This window comes from Georgenia deserti (assembly GCF_042680605.1).
GTDB classification, from domain to species: Bacteria; Actinomycetota; Actinomycetes; order Actinomycetales; family Actinomycetaceae; genus Allobogoriella; species Allobogoriella deserti.
This window is the reverse complement of sequence record NZ_JBHUEE010000010.1, coordinates 144,050-161,778: the sequence shown is the minus strand read 5'-3', so window position 1 is coordinate 161,778 and position 17,729 is coordinate 144,050. Positions and strand designations below refer to the sequence as shown.

10 protein-coding genes and 2 tRNA genes are annotated in these 17,729 nt (G+C 68.8%); 4 read left to right on the top strand and 8 right to left on the bottom strand.

Annotated features, from left to right (window positions below; translation table 11 throughout):
* Positions 1-932, top strand: a 932-nt coding sequence (locus ACFSE6_RS17010; protein WP_388010052.1) for an integrase core domain-containing protein, incomplete at its 5' end; no start/stop codon positions are given.
* 261 nt (positions 933-1,193) lie between these two features.
* Here the strand turns inward: ACFSE6_RS17010 and ACFSE6_RS17005 are convergent.
* Entirely contained in the window at positions 1,194-1,352 is a 159-nt protein-coding gene (locus tag ACFSE6_RS17005; protein WP_388010049.1) for a hypothetical protein, read from the bottom strand.
* 1,947 nt (positions 1,353-3,299) lie between these two features.
* A tRNA-Ile gene (locus ACFSE6_RS17000) sits at positions 3,300-3,373 on the bottom strand.
* Positions 3,374-3,454: 81 nt separating this feature from the next.
* On the opposite strand from ACFSE6_RS17000, the gene ACFSE6_RS16995 reads away from it, so the two are divergent.
* Together ACFSE6_RS16995 and ACFSE6_RS16990 are read left to right on the top strand one after the other, a co-directional pair.
* Entirely contained in the window at positions 3,455-3,961 is a 507-nt protein-coding gene (locus ACFSE6_RS16995; protein WP_388010046.1) for a hypothetical protein, read from the top strand.
* 65 nt (positions 3,962-4,026) lie between these two features.
* Positions 4,027-4,102 (top strand) — tRNA-Asn (locus ACFSE6_RS16990).
* A gap of 89 nt (positions 4,103-4,191) precedes the next feature.
* On the opposite strand, the gene ACFSE6_RS16985 is transcribed toward ACFSE6_RS16990, so the two are convergent.
* The 3 genes from ACFSE6_RS16985 to ACFSE6_RS16975 form a co-directional block, all read right to left on the bottom strand.
* Positions 4,192-5,889, bottom strand: coding sequence for a putative bifunctional diguanylate cyclase/phosphodiesterase (locus ACFSE6_RS16985; RefSeq protein ID WP_388010043.1), 1,698 nt, complete (start codon positions 5,887-5,889; stop codon positions 4,192-4,194).
* 119 nt (positions 5,890-6,008) lie between these two features.
* Positions 6,009-8,312, bottom strand: a complete 2,304-nt coding sequence (locus ACFSE6_RS16980; RefSeq protein WP_388010040.1) for an EAL domain-containing protein — start codon at positions 8,310-8,312, stop codon at positions 6,009-6,011.
* Positions 8,309-8,794: a GtrA family protein gene (locus ACFSE6_RS16975; protein ID WP_388010037.1), complete on the bottom strand. Its 486-nt coding sequence runs from the start codon at positions 8,792-8,794 to the stop codon at positions 8,309-8,311. Before ACFSE6_RS16975 ends, ACFSE6_RS16980 begins: the two co-directional genes overlap by 4 nt.
* Before the next feature lie 189 nt (positions 8,795-8,983).
* Here ACFSE6_RS16975 and ACFSE6_RS16970 point away from each other — a divergent pair, with 189 nt between their 5' ends.
* Complete coding sequence (locus ACFSE6_RS16970) at positions 8,984-12,637, top strand: hypothetical protein (protein ID WP_388010034.1); 3,654 nt, start codon at positions 8,984-8,986, stop codon at positions 12,635-12,637.
* Here ACFSE6_RS16970 and ACFSE6_RS16965 read toward each other — a convergent pair.
* Genes ACFSE6_RS16965 through ACFSE6_RS16955 form a run of 3 tightly spaced genes read right to left on the bottom strand, consistent with a single transcriptional unit; the run spans position 12,619 to position 17,665 of the window.
* Entirely contained in the window at positions 12,619-13,677 is a 1,059-nt protein-coding gene (locus ACFSE6_RS16965) for a glycosyltransferase family 2 protein (protein ID WP_388010031.1), read from the bottom strand. The genes ACFSE6_RS16970 and ACFSE6_RS16965 overlap by 19 nt on opposite strands.
* Positions 13,674-15,614 (bottom strand): glycosyltransferase, encoded by a 1,941-nt coding sequence (locus ACFSE6_RS16960; RefSeq protein ID WP_388010028.1) that lies wholly within the window; start codon positions 15,612-15,614, stop codon positions 13,674-13,676. Before ACFSE6_RS16960 ends, ACFSE6_RS16965 begins: the two co-directional genes overlap by 4 nt.
* Positions 15,611-17,665, bottom strand: coding sequence for a hypothetical protein (locus tag ACFSE6_RS16955; RefSeq protein ID WP_388010025.1), 2,055 nt, complete (start codon positions 17,663-17,665; stop codon positions 15,611-15,613). The genes ACFSE6_RS16960 and ACFSE6_RS16955 overlap by 4 nt, the downstream gene beginning before the upstream one ends.
* Between the last annotated feature and the right edge of the window lie 64 nt (positions 17,666-17,729).

Genomic DNA, 17,729 nt, shown 5'->3' with positions numbered 1-17,729 from the left:
CCGGGGCCGAGTCCATCCACGACCGGCTCACGCTCGCGCAGAAGCCGTCGGTATCGACGATCTGGCGGATCCTGCGAGGCGAGGGCAAGGTCGTCCCCCAGCCTCAGAAACGGCCGCGCTCGTCCTGGCAACGCTTCCAGGCCGAAGTCCCGAACGAGACCTGGCAATCCGACTTCACCCACTGGCCATTGGCCGACGGGAGTGACACCGAGATCATCTCCTGGCTCGATGACCACTCCCGCTACCTGCTCCACATCAGCGCCCACGCCCGCATCACCGGCGAGACCGTCATCACCACGTTCACCCAAGCCACCACCGAGCACGGCTATCCCGCCTCGAGCCTGACCGACAACGGCATGGTCTACACCACCCGCCTGGCCCGCGGCGCCGACGGTGACCGGGCACAGCCCAACGGGTTCGAAACACTGCTGAGCCAGCTCGGCATCACCCAGAAGAACGGCGCCGTCGCCCACCCGACAACCCAGGGAAAGATCGAACGGCTCCACCAGACCCTCAAACGCTGGCTGGCCGCCCTGGATCCGCCCGAGGACATCGACGCGTTGAACACGGTCCTGGAGACCTTCGCCCTGATCTACAACACCGAGCGGCCCCACCGAGCGATCGGCCGGCGCACCCCCGCCCAGGCCTACACCGCCCGCCCGAAAGCACACCCCACCGTCACGATCGGCGAGCACGCCTGGCGGACCCGGCACGACATCGTCGACGACACCGGACGCATCACCCTGCGCTACGCAGGAAAGCTCTGCCACCTCGGCATCGGCAGGGCACACAAGCACACCCCGGTCCTCGTCCTCGTTCACGGCCCGAACACCATGGTCATCGCACGCCAGACCGGCGAAATCATCGCCGAACACCACATCGACCCGGCCAAGGACTACCAGAGCAAGATCAACCCGACACCGGAACCATGACCCGACACACCCCGCCCAACAGCGGAACGATGACCCGACACACACACCCAGCAAAAACAAAGAAGTGCCGGGACACCGAGTGAACGATGTCCCGACACTTCACATTGGTGCCCCCGGCGGGACTTGAACCCACGACCGACGGATTATGAGTCGTGCCCCCGCTCTCCGCATGAGTGTTCACCAGTGGGCACAATCGGCGGAATTCCGCCGCTGCCGGGGTGTTGTCCGAGTGCCGGTCTACCGGACGCTACGTGTGGTTTCTCAACGGTTCTCGACCGGCACCCACACATCTCCCACACACGGCGAGGCGCTGGCCAACACGTCAACCACGGCGTCGGCAGTCTCGCGGTTCAACGGCGGCACGTCGGCACGCAGGGTGCGGATACGGGTGAGGTCCAGGGTCATTTCCGGGTTGCTCATGCCGTGATCGTGCCCCGTCCCCCGGCCCGTCGTCCACGCGTGTAGAGGCGGTGTGGACCGGCACGGCACCTAGGACGGCTGGTGCGTGGCTCGCCCTACTTCCGCCGTGCTTCTGCCTGGCGGCATCGCGTCGGGGCTGCTCCGGGCGTCAAGCGTCCGTTGCAGTGGTGTCCGAACCTCGGGGACGCTTTGCTCCTCCACGGCAAGCACTTCGGCACCTCGGCACATGTAGGCCGTCGCAGGCTGCAACGGATCCGGGCCGACCGGCCCTGTCGGCTGGACCCGGTAGAGAGTGCCGTTCGGCCACCTCGCCGCGTATCCGGTCGCCTCACGACGACTACGGGACACGTAGACAAGATCGTTACGATAGACACCACGCACGCGGAAGGCTGGCCTATGCGGTCGGGGACGCTCGGCGCCACGTTCACGCGGCGACAGGATGGCCGCGCCAACGTCCAGGCCGGGCGCGCCCCGTGGAACCAAGTGTGACTCGCGACGTATCGGACGGCGCTCACTAGTGAACTCCACCACAACGACCTCCCGGTCGGTGCCGCATCCGAGGTCGATGCTCCCGACCGTTCCGTACGCGTGGCCCGGATCACGCTACCGGATTGGCTTCGATCCGTTAGCACTGTTCTCTGCGCTTCTTGCCGACCACTCCGACGCGGATCCATGGCGCCGTCGAGTGCGAACTCGAACAACTAGCGCCACGATCAGCACGAGCAGAAGCACAGCCACTACCGTCGTGACAATATCGTACATGGCGGGCATTTCAGTGCCTCCTAGAGGTTCGTCGTCACGGCTATTGAGCCATTAGAGGAATTCATACTGGCCTGCAGCCACACGCCGCGCGTTGACCCTACGTTAAGTGGGCTAATTGCGAAATTAAAGCGAGCCTTCCGTGGTTCGTTAACGAACACTTCGCCACGATCAATTAACGAAACTGAGTGCAATAGGACTCGATGCACTGTCCCGCCCCGTGCATCCGTGAACCGATGAGGATTGCTACCTGTATGAACCGAGTCGATTCTAAACGAATAGGAGAAACTAATACCATCGTAATAGATGCGACATCCCGTGATTGTCGAAGGCCTGCCGACTTGCGTGTAGCATCGCTCCGAGCCTTGCGCTCTCGCCGTCATGTCACCTTCGAACTCTCTGTCGCCTGCGACCCATCGATCTCAACGATTGCTACCGAGTGATCGGCATATGTGCGAGCTTCTACGAGCCTATGGCCGATCTCCTGAATCTCGATCGCAACTGGCTCTGCACCACTGTCCGCATCGAGAAGTTCTCCTTGCTCGATCGATTCGCGCATCTCACCCCAGTGAGCACGATCGATCCCGCGCTCCTCTAGAATGGCGTGGAGTTCAGCGACTTCTGTGCTACTAAGTCCTTCGGGGCGAACTGGCTCTGCAGCGACTGTCGCCGTCTGTCCCGGCGAGAAGCAGCAGCGAAGTTACAGCGATGCCGACCCCAGCCGTTCGAAAATTCACGATCTAGTCCCCTGCTCGTTAGCTACGTCACATCGACACTAGCACCTCGTCACGTTCGGCTTCGTCCTCGCTGCACGTGGCCTGCCGACGTGCGTGCCTTCGGCATCGTTGCTGCCACAACTCACCTGCGTCCCAAGTGCTGAACCAGCTCCAGACCACGCCGGCCCAGCTCAAACACGATCTTCCGCGGATCCCAGCTCGGTTATGACTGGCGTAACCGCGAGATCGCCGACTCGGTGTCCCGACCACGGTCTTGCGTGTCACACCGAACCGGGTCGCCGTGTGCGTGACCGTCTTGCCGTCACTGACCACTGCCAGCACGGCCTGGCATCTCTGCTCAGCCACTCATCTCCCGCGTACAACGGGAGTGTCATCAATCAGCCGAAGAGGCCGTACCCCTCAACCGAAAGACCGAACGACATCAATCAGGCGAAGTCATACGCGATCACGGTGCCCCCGGCGGGACTTGAACCCGCGACCGACGGATTATGAGTCCGCTGCTCTGACCAGCTGAGCTACAGGGGCCTGCCGCGGGCTGCCGCGGCCGCCGTCAAGAGTACCGACCCGCGGTGCAGGCGAGGGCCGACCGGTCGCTACCGTGGTGGTGTGATCCTCCTCCGTCGCACGGCCCGCCCACCTCACGAGATCCGCGCGCACCTTCCGCATGGTCGCGTGCACGCCGCCACGGAACTGGCGGACGGCGCGTGGGCGTTCGTCACCACCGATCGGCTGCTCGTGGCCTCCGACGACGGCGTGACAGCTGATCATCCCTGGCACACCGTCGAGCAGGGCCGCTGGGACGGAGGGGCCCGCACTGTGACCGTGACGTGGGTGGACGGCAGGGCCGAACCACTGGTGCTGCGTACGGCCACGGACGACGTCGTGGGCTTCACCTCGGCGCTGCGCGAACGGGTGCAGTCCTCGGTGGTGCACACCGAGGCCGGCCGGCTCCCCAACGGAACCTGGGTGCACGTGTTCGTCCGCCGGGAGGAGAGCGGCGAGCTGCTCTCCCAGGTCCAGGCGCGCGGTCCGCTGCGCGGCGACACCGAGGAGCAGCGGATCATCGACGAGCTGGAGCACCGCACACGGGCTGCTGTGGGACTGCCCACATAGCACGCCAGGACCCCGCCGGACGGGGCCGGCGCCCCCGTCGCTTTGCTAAAGTTCTCGGGTCGCGATCCCGCGTAGCTCAATCGGCAGAGCATCCGGCTGTTAACCGGACGGTTAGTGGTTCGAGTCCACTCGCGGGAGCCATCAGGCCTGAAAGCGCGAGGCATCGCCCCGGAAGGCCGTGCCTTCGGCATCTGTCCGCGCGGGCTGCGGCTGCCGGTTCGTCGGCACGCCTAAGGCAAAGAGTCCAGCCGCTGCGCCGTCTCCCAGTTCACCGGGGGGCTGAAGAAGTATCCCTGCCCCCGTGCGAAGCCGAGCCGGCCCAGGACCTCGGCCTGGTGCCGGGTCTCGACGTGCTCGCCCACTAGCCGCACCCCCAGTCTACGGCCCATCTCCCCGACCGCCTCGAGGATGGGGGCCTCGTCGTCGTCCTCCGGGATCGCCATGACGAGCGCGCCGTCGACCTTGATGGCATCGATGGGCATGGTGTGCAGGCGTCCCAGCGACGAATAGCCGGCGCCGAAGTCGTCAAGCGCGATGAGGCATCCGAGGGCACGCAACTCCTCCAAGGACCGGTTGATCTGCGGATCGTCGTCGAAGTCTCGTTCGAGGACCTCGATGATGAGTAGCTCTCCCGGCATCCCCCACTCCTCCAGCACTCCGGCGATGCCCGACGCGTACCGCGGGTTCCGCAGTTCCGAGACGGCGACGTTGATGCTGACCGGCCGTCGATGATCCGGCGCGGCCATGACGTCCCGACACACCCGGCCCACCGTCCAGCGCCCGACGGCGTGGATCGCTCCAGTCGCCTCCGCCTGGGGGATGAACTCCAGCGGCGGCACGATGCCCCGGCGCGGGTCGCGCCATCGGATCAACGCCTCGAACGAGCGGATGCGCCCACTATCCAGATCGACGATTGGTTGGTAGAGCAGGAACATTTCGCCGTTGGTGAGAGCTGCCTCGATACGGCTGGCCGTGTGCCATGGGTCCCCGTGGACGACTGTCCGGCCCCGGCCGGCCGCCTTCGCCTGCGCCAGGGCGGTCTGCGCGTGGGCGACGAGGGCCGCCGCAGTCTCACCGGGCACCCATGCGGCGACGCCTGAGGAAGCCGTCACATCCGCCGGCACGTCTGTGCGCGTCTCGTCCGCCAGATCGGTCACGGCCCCGAGGCGCCGACCCGTGACGAGCAACCCGAACATACTTCCCCCGTAGCGACTGAGCAGCACGTCCTCAGGCAACCGCGCGGACCACCGTCGGGCGGTCTCCGCGATTAGCAGGTCCCCCGCGCGCGGGCCCGACCTCGCGCCGACGCGTTCGGGCTGATCGAGGTCGAGCATCACCAGCCCGAGCGCGTGCTCGCCAGCGTCAGCCCGCCCGACGGCGAGCTCGACCTCCCGAAGGAAGCCACGACGATTGCGCAATCCGGTGAGCGCGTCCCACTCGGCGGCGGTCGCCTGGCGCGCCAATACGGCCACCATGACCGTCGCCGCCAACGTGCTCGACGCCGCAAGGATCGCGGCTCCGGACGGGATGCCCGAAGCCGCGAGAACCCACACGGCCACGACTCCGCCGGCGATCAGGTGCAGAGTTGCGGCCCGGAGCGAGAACAGGGCCGCGGCGCCGAGCAGGACCGGAAGGAGGGGCATCAGCATCGCGACGAGAGAGGACGCACGCTGGTCGGGATAGTTACCCGCAGAGTGTGCCGTGAAACCAATGAGCAAGGTGAGAACCACCAGTACCGTGTGGTGGGCCGCACGTGGGAGTTGTGGGATCCACCGTCCACTGAGGATGACGGCGATACCGAAGGTGAGACTGCTCCCGCTGATCGCTGCGATGACCGGTTGGTACTGCGCCGCCAGGTCGAGGAAGTGGGTGGCGACAAGAGTGCTGAGCCCGTAGACGACGAACAGGGCGGCGGTCGTCCACCGCATCAGTTCCCGGCTCGCAATCCACGGTGCAGTCGTCCACGCCCGCGCGATCAGCACCCGCGTCGGAGCCAGTCGCGCGGCCGGTGCACGAGTCGACCCCGTGGGCTGCTGCCGTCCGGCACTCATCCGTCTCCCCTGTTCCGCCGGGCGTGCCAGGAGTTCGTCGAGGGCTGCCAGTGCAGATTGCCGCCGGCGACGAGCCGGTGCACGCTCTCGGCGGGAGCCGGTCCACCCAGATGAATGCCCTGTCCGAACTGTGCGCCGGCGGACCGGGCGATATCCACCTGGTGCGCGGTCTCCAGCCCTTCCACAGTCACCGGCACCCCGAGGTCATGCAACATCGCCGTGAGATTCCGCAGCAACTGTGGCCCGCGCACCCCGTGCACCATGAGGGACCGGCTCAACGTCACCCCATCCCACTGCCGCGTAGCCAGCGAGTTCAAGCGCGAGAAGCCGGATCCGAAGTCATCCAGCACGATCTTCACGCCGTGACGAGACAGGGTGTCCGCGACCTCTGTGTACGTGCTCGTCCACGGTTCGCCGCCACGTTCGGTCAGCTGCACGGCGATGAGGCACGACACCCGGTCCGCCCGTGCGATGAGCCAAGGCAGCAGGTCGCCGTCGCTCCGGAGTTGGTGGTGTTCGACGTTGATCGCCACCGTCATGCGACGGTCGAGCCGACGACTTGCCTCCTCGACGAGATCGATCGCCTGTTCGCCGAGGCTCCGCGTCACGGCGTCGAGCGCGTTGAGCCGGGCGGCCGCCGCGACGAGATCGATCGGCTCAAGCGGTCCGTACTCACCGACGCTACCGCGCAGCAGCGCCTCCCAGCCCGTTACCTCGTCGGTGCGGAGGTCGACGATCGGTTGGTACGCCACGTCGACCCCGCCCGCGAGGAGCGAGCGGACGATCTCCTCGTCTGCCGGGGCTTCTTGGCGCTCACGCAGTCGTTTGCGACGGCGGAGGTCGTCGTCCGCGACACCGATGAGTGCCTCGACGTCGTCCTTCGGGTCGGTCGACATCGCACGGCCGACCGTCGCCGACGCGAGCAGCTGTTCCGAACCGGACGAGATCGGCTCGCTAATCAGGTGGGTGAGCTCCGCGCACTGCCGGTCCAGCTCCGCCCGGCCCGGGACTTCCCGTCCGAGCCCGACGAACTCGTCGCCGCCGAACCGGGCGAACCGCCACTGCCGCGAGTGGCTGTGCAGTCGCCGACCGATCGCCGCGAGGACGGTGTCGCCGGCGAGATGCCCGTAGTCCTCGTTGAACTGCTTGAAATGGTCGAGATCGATGAAGACGACGGCGATGTGCTCACCGGCCCTACGGCGCGCCATCGCCTGCGCAAGTTCGGCGCGCCAGTACGAGTACACGAGGAGGCCGGTGAGGTCGTCGGTCGTGGCCTCGGCGACGAGCTTGGCCTCGCGCTCGTCCTGGAGATATGCGGTGTAGGCGAACGAGGCCATACCGGCGGCAAGGGCACGTTCCTCGCGGGTGAACATCTGGTCGGCCGACGAACGGCGGATCACGACGTGGCGTCCAGGCCGCACCGGGACGCTCAACGTGTCCTCGCCCCCGGGTGCGTCCTGGAAGGTGATGTTGCCTGTGCGGATCGTCCGAGCGAGCAGGTCTGCGAGGATCCCTTCGGCCTCGTCAACCGGCCACGGGCTGCGGCGCGTGGCCTCCAGCAGGACGGCCGTCGTCGCCGTCGCCCGCTGGAACTGCCCGGCCACCCAGGCGAGTGCCAGCGCGAGCAGGAAGATCAGGGTCATGGCCGCGGCATCGGCCCAGGACCGGCCGTCGGCGACCAGGTTCAGCGCGATAATGACCAGAGCCACATACATAACGCACACGACAGCGACCACCGCCGCCCGCGGTGTGAGGCGGCGGGTGGTGCGGATGCCGTGGGTCCGGTCCCACAGGTGGATGAGGAGCAGCACGACCGCCACGTACAGCGCCACCCCCATGAAGGCCTGAGCATACGGTGAGGATCCGAGATCGACCGGTTCGTTCGCCCAGACCATCGCGGTACCGGCCCAGACGGTGATGGCTGCGCGCGGCAAGATGAGTGGGTCTCCCCGGCGCACGAGCAGGTAGACCACCGGGACGAGCAGCGCCCAGACGGGGAACAGACTGGGCCCGTCCGGGTCCAGGACGATCACCGAGACGGCGAGGAGGGCACCGAGGATGCTCGGCAGCTCGTTCCGCAAGGGGTTGCGTACCGTGATCAGGGCTCCGGCGCCGAGCACCAGCAGCACCGGCACCGCGAATCCGAGGGCCTGGGCGTCGATCTCGGGGACACCGCTGCGCCACCGGGAGAACCCGAACACGACGGCACTGATCGCGCCGGCGAGCAGGATGGCGTCCATGACGTGACCGGCGAGTGGCGTGGTCGGACGGGAGTTCGGTTGGTGGGCGGGCGCGGTCACGACGCTCCCTCCGCCCATGGTGGCGCCTCGGTCGGCACCGCCGTGCGCGGCCAGATATAGCGGTCGTACACGAGGAAGTTGATGGTGGCGGACACGACCAGACTGCCTGCCTTCGCCGCGAGGGCGGCGACGTAGGAGTGCCCGAGGACCGGCTCCATGACCGCGTTGAGCGCCAGGATTATCACGGGTTGGAGGAGCCACAGGTTGATGGCGTTGAAGCCGAAGAACTGGACGGCCGCCTTCCAGGTCACCCGGTGCGCGCCGAAGACGAAGAACGCGTTCACGAGGAAGCTGAAGAGCATCCCGCACGCGGTGGAGATGATCGTCGACGGCACGATGCTCAGGTGCGGCACGAGGATGGCGTAGACACCCATGTCGATCAGCGTGTTGAGCACGCCTACGCCGGCGAACCGGCCGACCCGGTCGGCAGTGCCCCGGGGACGTGACCGGCTGCCGGGCCCCCACCCGCCGTTGCTGGTCATGACGCCAATCTAGGGCCGCCGTCGCAGATCTGCTGCGTGGCGACGGACCCGGACACAATTCCCCAAGTCGTCTGCGGCACATCTTGGCACCGCATCCCATGCCGCCGACGTCCCCGGTCAGTACCGTGGGCCCTGTCCGGTACCGCGCGAGGCCGACCGGCGTTCCGGCGTCGGCACGAGGAGGTCGTGGTGCGCCGCATGGTCCGCACGATCGTGGTGCTGTTCCTGGGCGCGACAGTCCTCGTCGGCGCACCATCGGGCAGGGCGCACGCGGACAACGGCGACACACTTGCCCTCCCCGGCGCCAGCACCCTCGGTCCCGACGAGCGCGCCACGATCGATGTGCCGGTTCCCCAGGGGGTGACGCCGGCCGAACTCCTCACGTCGGTCTCACTGGACGGGCCGCTCCTCCCCGCGCAGGAGGGCGACGAGTTCGTCATGATGGTCGCCGGGCGCGAGGCGGCTCGGCTGCCGCTGGCTCGCGTCGCCCACGACGGCGGGACCGACGTCGCGGTCCAGGTCGAGCGCCGCGACATCACGACGGCCGACGACGGCCGCCGCACCGTCCCCGTCGACCTCACAGTCCGGCGTCGCGCCGCCGGGACACGTGACGCTGGCGAGACCACCGGCCGTCGCTGCCTCACCGACGCGGCCGCCGTCACCGTGACCGACCTCCGTCTGCGTGCGGCCGGTACGGAGACGGTCCCGACGCACCCCGCGGACTTCTTCCCCCAGTACAGCCCGTCGGTGGACGTCCTGATCGACGCCGACGCCTCCGACCGCGTCCTCGAATCGGCACTGTCCGCCGCGGCGTCCTTGGTGACCCGGTATCCCGACCCGAGCACGACGATCCGGCTCACCACCGAGGCAGAGCGCTCGCCCGACGGACTCGGCGTGCGTGCCGTGCACCTCCGGGAAGCGGCCGCGCCGGTACCCGAGCGAGTCGAGGTCGAGGACGGCGTTCCCACCCTGGTGCTGACCGGTCCGCTTGAGGACCTCGAACGCTCGGTCACCGCTCTGGGGTCGCCGGATCCGGCGGGTACTTCCTTGGCCTCGGCGCCCACCAGCGCGACCCTCGCGGATCTCGGTGCGCCCGCCATGCAGCTACTCACCCCGAGCCGCATGGAGTCCGGTTTCACCCTCCGGCAGGACGCCTTCGGCGGCCCCGTCCACGACGCGCGGCTCCATCTGGAAGCTCGCCACACCGCCCTGCCCCGTGACCTGCGGGCACGGCTCGAGGTCCGACTCGACGGCGAGACCGTGCACCGCGAGGTCCTCGATCCGGACGACACCGAGGTCTCGGCCGATGTGGGCCTGCCCGACCTGAGCGCGAGTTCCCGGCTCACTCTCGTGCTCACGGCCCCGACCGCTGCCGAACGCTGCGATCTCCTCACCCGGGAGGTCCCCGTCGCGGTGGATGTGGATCCGGCGGCGTCGCGGATCGACGTCACGCGCGGCCCGGGCGGCACCGACGGTTTCGCGATGTTCCCGCAGGCGCTGACCGGCACGCTCCCGGTCGCGGTGGGCGATGGTGCCGAGGACCGTCTTGCCGCGCTCAGGGACGCCTCGTACCTGGTGGCGGCCCTCCAGCGTGAGGCGACCCGCCCGCTCGCCGTGGAGCTCGTCGCATCCGAGCAGATCCTCGACGGAGGCTCGGGGCTGCTCGTCGGCGCGGACAACACCGATGCCCGCACGCTCGTCTCCCCCCTGCGGTATTCCTCCATGCACCTGCGCGACTTCTGGGAGGAGGACTACCCGATCGGCTCGGGCAACCGCTTCGCGGCCCTGCAGGCCTTCGGCCGCGGAGACGATCAGGGCGCCGTCGTCCTGCTCGGCGGCTGGGATCCCACGGACGCCTATCCGGCGGACCTCACCCGGGCCGCGGCCGCGGCGGCGCAGGAGCGCGGCTGGTCACAACTGGTCGACAACCTCTTCCTGGCCACCGACAGCGTGGCGCCGTTCAGCATGTCCGACGAAGGGGTCATCCCGCAGGCCGAGCGCACTGACGAGGCCGGCCGGATCATCTGGTGGTTCGCCGGTGGCCTGGGGGTCCTGCTGGTCCTCCTCGTCCTGCGCCGTCGCCGAGGATCCGAGCTGTCCCCTGATCGCGACGACAACGGGCACATCGGCGACGAAGACCGGATCCGGTACGAGGAGGAACACGGGGCGTCACGGCCGCGACGCCGGGGTCTGAGCGGCCTTCTCGTCGCCCTCGCGGCGCCCCCGGCGGGCCGCCGCGTCCCGGGGTCGGTGTGGATGTTCCTCCTCGGCGTCCTCGTCAGTGCCGCAGCCGCGGTCTACACCGTCGGGACGGGCAGCAACATGGACTACGGCGACTCCATGGCGCACCTGACGATCGCCGCGCGGATCCTGGACGGTCAGAACCCGGGTCTGCAGCAGCTCGGCACGGTCTGGCTGCCGCTACCGCACCTGCTGCTGTTGCCGTTCGTGCAGAGCATGTGGCTCTTCGAGACCGGCATCGCTGCCGCCATCCTCGGGGCGCTGTGCCTCGGCGTGGCCACCTGCGCCACCTTCCGCATCGCCGCCCGGCTCGGGTTCGGCCTCGCCGGGCGGATGGTCGCCGTGCTCGTCACCCTGGCCAACCCGAGCCTGCTGTACGCGAGCACGACGGCCTTGACCGAGCCGGTACTCATCGCCGCGATCACCGCGTGCATCGCCGGCCTCGCCGGCTGGACGTTCAGCCGGAGAAAGCTCAGTGGTGGTGAGCTCGCGGTCTTCGCCGGTATCCCCGCCGCCGCCGGCGTGCTCACCCGTTACGAGGGGTGGGCCCTCGTGGTCAGTGGCGCGGTCTTCGTGATGTTCGTCGTGATCCGCCGGGGTGACGGGCTGCCCCGGGCGCTTGTCCTGGCTCTCTCGTTCGCGGCCGTGCCCGCCGGGGCCGCCGCCTGGTGGCTGGCATACAACATGAGCTGGTATGGCGACCCCCTTGAGTTCCTCACCGGTGACTACTCGGCGGCGGCGTTCACCGAGGTCTTCGGCGACCAGCTCACCACGGACGGCAACCTCGGCCTCTCGGCGAAGGTGTTGGGATGGGCGATCGTGGAGAACGTCGGCCTGGTGCCGGTGCTGCTCGCGGGAGTCGGTCTCGCGCTCATGACGTGGCGGTGGGGCATCGACAACCGGGCGCTGGTGATCTGGCTGGCCGGCACCTCGACGGCCTTCCTGCTGGTGAGCCTCGTCGGCGGACAGCACATCATGACCAACGACATGTCGATGCCCCAAGGGGCCTACAACAATCGCTACGCGCTCTCGGCCATCCCCTGGGCCGCCCTCCTCTCGGCCTATCTCGCTCATCAGGTGGTCCGGACGACCGGGAAGAGGCACGGACACCGCTCGGGTGGGGACCGGCGATTCACCGCGGCATCGGCAGCCGCCGTCGGAATCGTCGTCCTGGCGCTGGCCGGACAAAACCTCTGGTGGGCCGGGGATCCCGGCACCCGGATGAGTGTCATCGAAGAGGCTGAGATCGGCCATCGCAGCGCGCTCGATGCGAAGGCGTCGGCACGCTGGCTCAACGCGCACTACGACGGCGGGGGCCTCCTCATGGATGAGGGATCCGAAGCTCTGTCCGTGACGCCGCTGCTGGGTATTCCGCTCGACGAGATCGACAACCGCGCCGCAGGCGAACACTTCACGGCGGCGCTGGAGCGACCGAGTGCGCACGTGCGCTGGGTGCTGATGCATCTCGAGCAGACCCAGGGCGGAACCGCCGGCTCCATCGATCTCGTCAACGACGCCCTGGCAGAGGACCTGTCATTCCATGCCGCGTACGAGTTGGTCCACCAGCAAGGCAACTTCGGCGTCTACCGCAGGATCGAGTGACCCCGGCCGGACCAGCTCGGATCGAGGGCGTCCTCGTCATGGGCGCCGGGCACACCGCGTTCCAGCCGCGCCACGGAGTACAGCGGCCGGTCCAGCACCTCCAGGTACGTCCGTCCGACGTACGCCCCCACCATGCCGATCATCAGCAGCTGCACGCCCCCGAGAAAGAAGATGCCGACGGCCGGCAGCGCCCACCCCGGGGGGTGCAGTCCCAAGGGGTCGAAGGCGTAGGCGACCACGGTGAACAGCCCGACCAGCACCGACACGGCCGCGACGACCACGCCGAGCACGTTCGCGATCTGCAACGGAAGGGTGGAGAAGGAGAACAGCCCGTCCGAAGCCAGGCGCAGCATCTTGCCGAGCGAATAGTGGGTCCGGCCTGCGTGGCGGGCGTCGCGGTCGAACTCGAGCGGCTCTTGCCGGAACCCGACGTTCGCGACGATCCCGCGGACGAACCGGCTGTGCTCGCGGTATTTGACCACCTCCGCGACGACGTCGCGGTCCATGAGGCGGAAGTCGCCGACGTCCCGCGGGATGCGCGCCTCGGTGACCTTGTCGAGCAGGTAGTAGAACGCCTTCGCCGTCGTGCGTTTGAAGACGGTGTCCTGGCGGTGGTGCCGCTGCGCGTAGACCACCTGGACGCCCTGCTCCCACAGCTCGATCATCCGCAGGCTCAGCGCCGGTGGGTCCTGCAGGTCGGTGTCCATGACGATGACGGCGTCCGCCCCGACCTGGGCGGCCAGGTCGATCCCGGCCGTCACGGCGATCTGATGGCCGAAGTTGCGTGAGAAGGCAATGATCGTCACCCGTGGATCCGCGGCGCGCAGCCGTCGCAGCCGGGCGAGGGAGTCGTCGCCGGAGCCGTCGTCGATGTAGATCAGCTCGAAGTCCAGGTCCTCACGCTCGGCGACCGCGCCGGCCAGGACGTCGTAGAAGGCCTCGACGTTCTCGCCCTCGTTGTAGGTGGGCAGCACGTAGGCGATCTTGGTGCGGTCCGGCCCGCGAGGGGCCTGGCCCGGTTCGGTGGGTGAAGGGCTCACGAGACGTTCACCGTGCTCTCGTACTGCTCGGTCAGGCCGTGCGGGGTCTTCTCCCAGGTGTGCGGGTCGCGCAGGACCTGGAACAGGGCACGCCACGCGGCCCAGCCGTGCAGCAGCCAGTAGACGTTGGAGAAGACGGCGAACGCGCCGATCCGCCAGTTGTACCGCCAGGTGGCGGCGAGGAAGGCGGAGACGATCATGGCGGCGTTGCCGACGACGAAGGTGACGATGCTGACGAGCACGACCGGTGCCGGCATGGGCAGGCCGATGAACTGCACCCCGATGTAGGTCAGTGCCGTGAACGCCAGCGAGATCGGGTAGAAGAGGAAGGCCAGCGGCGTCGCCATGATCAGGCCGATCATCCCGATCACGCCGCGCACGCCGACTCGCCGCGCGAACTGGACGGGATGGCGGGTGTTGACCGCCGAGGTGACGATGTAGCCCTTGATCCAACGCGTGCGTTGGCGGATCCACGCGCCGGTCCGGGAGGTGGCCTCCTCGGCGGTGGAGGAGTCGATCACGGAGGCCCGGTAGCCCTTGACGGAGGCGCGCAGGCCGAGGTCGGCGTCCTCCGTGACGTTCCACGGGTCCCAGGCGCCGAGCTCGCGGAGCCGTTCGGTGTGGAAGTGGTTCGAGGTGCCGCCCAGTGGGATCGGGATCTTCGTGTTGTCCATCCCCGGCAGCATCGCCTCGAACCAGTGCGCATACTCCGTGGCGAACATCCGGGTGAGGACGTTGTAGTCGGCGTTGAAATACGTCAGGGACGCCTGGACGCACGCGAGCGGCTTCTGGTCGCGCCGCCCGAGCACCTCCCGTTCGATCCGGTCCCGGTCGAATGCGGCGACCGCCTTGCGGAGCTGGTCGGGGTGGGGCTGGTCCTCGGCGTCGTAGATCACCACGTATTCCCCGCGGGCGAACGCCAGGCCGTAGTTGCAGGCCCGCGGCTTGGTCTGCGGTCGTCCGGGAGGCACGACGACGAGCCGGACGTAGGCGGGCGGACGCATCGCCCGGGCGCGCTCGATCGTCTCGGTGTCGGACTCCTCGAGCAGCAGAAGCACGTCGAGCTTCGATTTCGGGTAGTCGAGGGCGCCGATGTTGGTGACGAGCTTCTCTACGATGTTGGCTTCGTGGAAGACCGGCATCAGCACGGTGTAGACCGGCAGCTCGGCGTCGTCACGGTCGTGATGCCAGAGCGGATCCAGTCCGCGGCGCTCCCGCTCCTGCATCTCCCAGAGCCGGTCGCGGTTGCGGCGGTACGCCCGCAGCGGCGCCAGAATCCCGGAGATTGTCTTGAACACGATGCTGAGCAGGAAGATCGCATTCGCGGCGGTGAGGATGGCGGCGAAAGCGGTCAGCGGTTGCAGCACGATCCACCCGAGCAGCGCGACCATGAGCACGATCGGGCCGGCGTTCTGCCACAGCCGGAGGCCGGAGCGCGCGGAGGCGTTCGGGTCGTCGACTGACAGCTTGTCCTGGGAGAGGTACAGCAACTCCTGGCGATGGCTGGCTTCGACGGCGCGCCAGAGATCCCAGTCGGTCGTGGTGACGAGCCGGACGTCCGCCTGCGGGAACTCCTCCTGGATCTGGGACCGGAGTGTCTCGGTCGGCGCCACGGTGGTGGCCACGGTCAGTTCGCCGACCGGATCCCCGCGCCACGCGACCCACCCCTGGTTGAGGATCCGCGAGTAGGGCTGGCGCGTGACCAGGTCACGCTGCGGTGGATCCGCGACGAGGTCGACCAGCGGCGCGTCCCACTGGTCGGCCAGGGCACCGTAGAGCTCGAGCCGCGTGAGCACACCGGCCGTGACGAGCTGCTGACCGAGGGTGCCGCCCTCACTCCGCTGGCGGGCGAGGGCGTCCTCGATCTGCTCCGGCGTCGCGAGGCCCCGGTCAACGAGGATGTCGCCGATCCGCGCCGCATGCGCCGTCGTGCTCATGGCGTCCGCTCGTCCGGTTGTTCCGGGGACTCGCCCTGGTCCCCGTGGCGTTCGGCAGCTTCCTGGGCGTCGACGAGCTCGGCGATGCGGCGGCGCCGACGACGGTTCGCCAGCAGGCCGGCACCCGCGAGCAGCAGCACGACGACGAGTGCCCCGCCGATCCACCACCACATGCCGTCGCGGTCGGCCTCCGGCGCGCGGTCCTCGGCGTTCTGCGCTCCTGCGGTACCGCTCTCGAGCGAGAACGGCTCGGAATCGCCTGTCGCGACGAGCACGTCACCGTCGAGGTCCCACCAGTTCTCGGCGATCGGCTCTCCGGTCAGCTCCTGCTCCAGCGACGTGGTCGCCGCAGATTCGTCCGATCCCGGCCAGGCGCCGAGCAGAAGCACGTCACGACCGTCGGCGGAGGCGGCCTGCAGGGCCGCGAACGGCTCCGTGCTGCTCACGGAGAAGAGCGCATCGGGGTGGGTGAGGTCGCGCACGGTGCTCAGGCGAAGCGGGGCGCCTACCGCTTCCGCGTCCTCATCCGTGGCGCCGACGACCATCCCGTTGCGACCGCCGCCGACCAGGTCGTCCGCGGCCTCGAGCGTCACGTCGACCGGGTAGGCCGCGGCGCGTTGCAGCGCACTGACGAGGTCACCGGCACGCGTCGCTCGCTCGGCCCGCTCGTCGCCGTCACCCCGGACTGCAACGGGTAGCTCCCCTGCGAACGCTTGAGGGAACCTGTCGAAACCGGACACGCTCGTGCCCCGGGAGGCCTCGACCGTCGAGGCGGCGGTGTCGACGTCGACGGACAGCGGCAGGGTGTCCGGACCGCGGACGCAGCGCCCTTCGGCCGGCAGGGCACTCAGTCTCAGGACCACCCCGGTCTCGGCGGTCAGGTGCGCCGCGGCGACGTTCGCGTCGAGGTCGAACCGCACGTCCGGCCGGTCCTCGGACTGCGGTGGCAGCGCGACGGAATCGACCAGGCGGTCGTTGACGAGCAGGTCGAGTTGCACCCACGAGTCGGCCGGGACAGCGGTGTGCGTCCCGGTCACGTGGACGTCAAGGTGATCGATCGGGCCCGAGAACAGGTCCTGCCGGACGCCGACATAGGCCTCGGTGGTGCCCCAGCCGGCCAACTCGAGCCGGTCGCTGCCGGTGACATCGGCGAGGCTACGGGTCAGGCCGGGGCGCCGTTCGCTCGCCGACCGGGCGAGATCCTCGACGGACGCGGCGTTGCCGAGCGATATGGCGGGGTCGCGCAACGCCGTGGCCGCCGCATGCAGCTGGTCCGCGTTCCCGGTGAGCACGAGCGCCGGCACGTCGCCGGAGTCCTCGATGTGCGCCGCGGCGCCGTCCGAGCCGGAGGGCTCTTCGACGAACCGGACGGCACGGGTCCCCGCGGCCGGATCGGTGAACGTCTCGTCCTCGGCGCCGATCCGGACGTCCGTGGGCGCGCCGTACCGCCAGGACAGGGACGCGACGGCGGTGAGGGCGGCCTGGATCTGCGCCTCGGACGGGTGTTCCGGTAGTTGTGCGACGAGCAGTGGGCTGGTGGCCGGGAAGAAGTCGCCGACGGTCGACGGCGGTGCCTCCGTTCCCTCGTAGTGGACCTCCAGGTCGGTCAGGCTCCCGGTGGTGGGTTCCAGGGCGCGGCAGATCTCCTCGGTCGCGGGGTCGGCGACGGTGTACCGGAGCGCCACCTCGAGCTCGCGGTCGACGACGGAACCCGCCGGGACGTCGACGTCCACCGGCCGGCTGCCGGACCCGGCGTGGCTCGCGACGACCTCGTCCCCGATGAGCAGGTCGACGGTCCCGCCCTCGTAGGAGGAAGCGAGGGTGCCGGTCACCCTGCTCGGACTCACCCCGTCCGGGACGTCGACGGTCAGGGTGTCCGTCGTGCCGTCGACCGCCTCCAGCTCACCTTCCTCCACCAGCACCGGTGCCGCTGCGGCCGGCACGGCAGCTCCCGGCGTCACGAGGAGTGCGGCGAGCACGAGCCCGACGAGTGTGAAGACGCGCGGCGCACGCGGTCGTCCCCGGGGCGGTCCTGGTCGTTGCCGGTGCACGCTCTGCCTCCTTCGCGGTGACGACCGTCGTCGCCGCACGACGCGACACGCCCTATCTCAACGC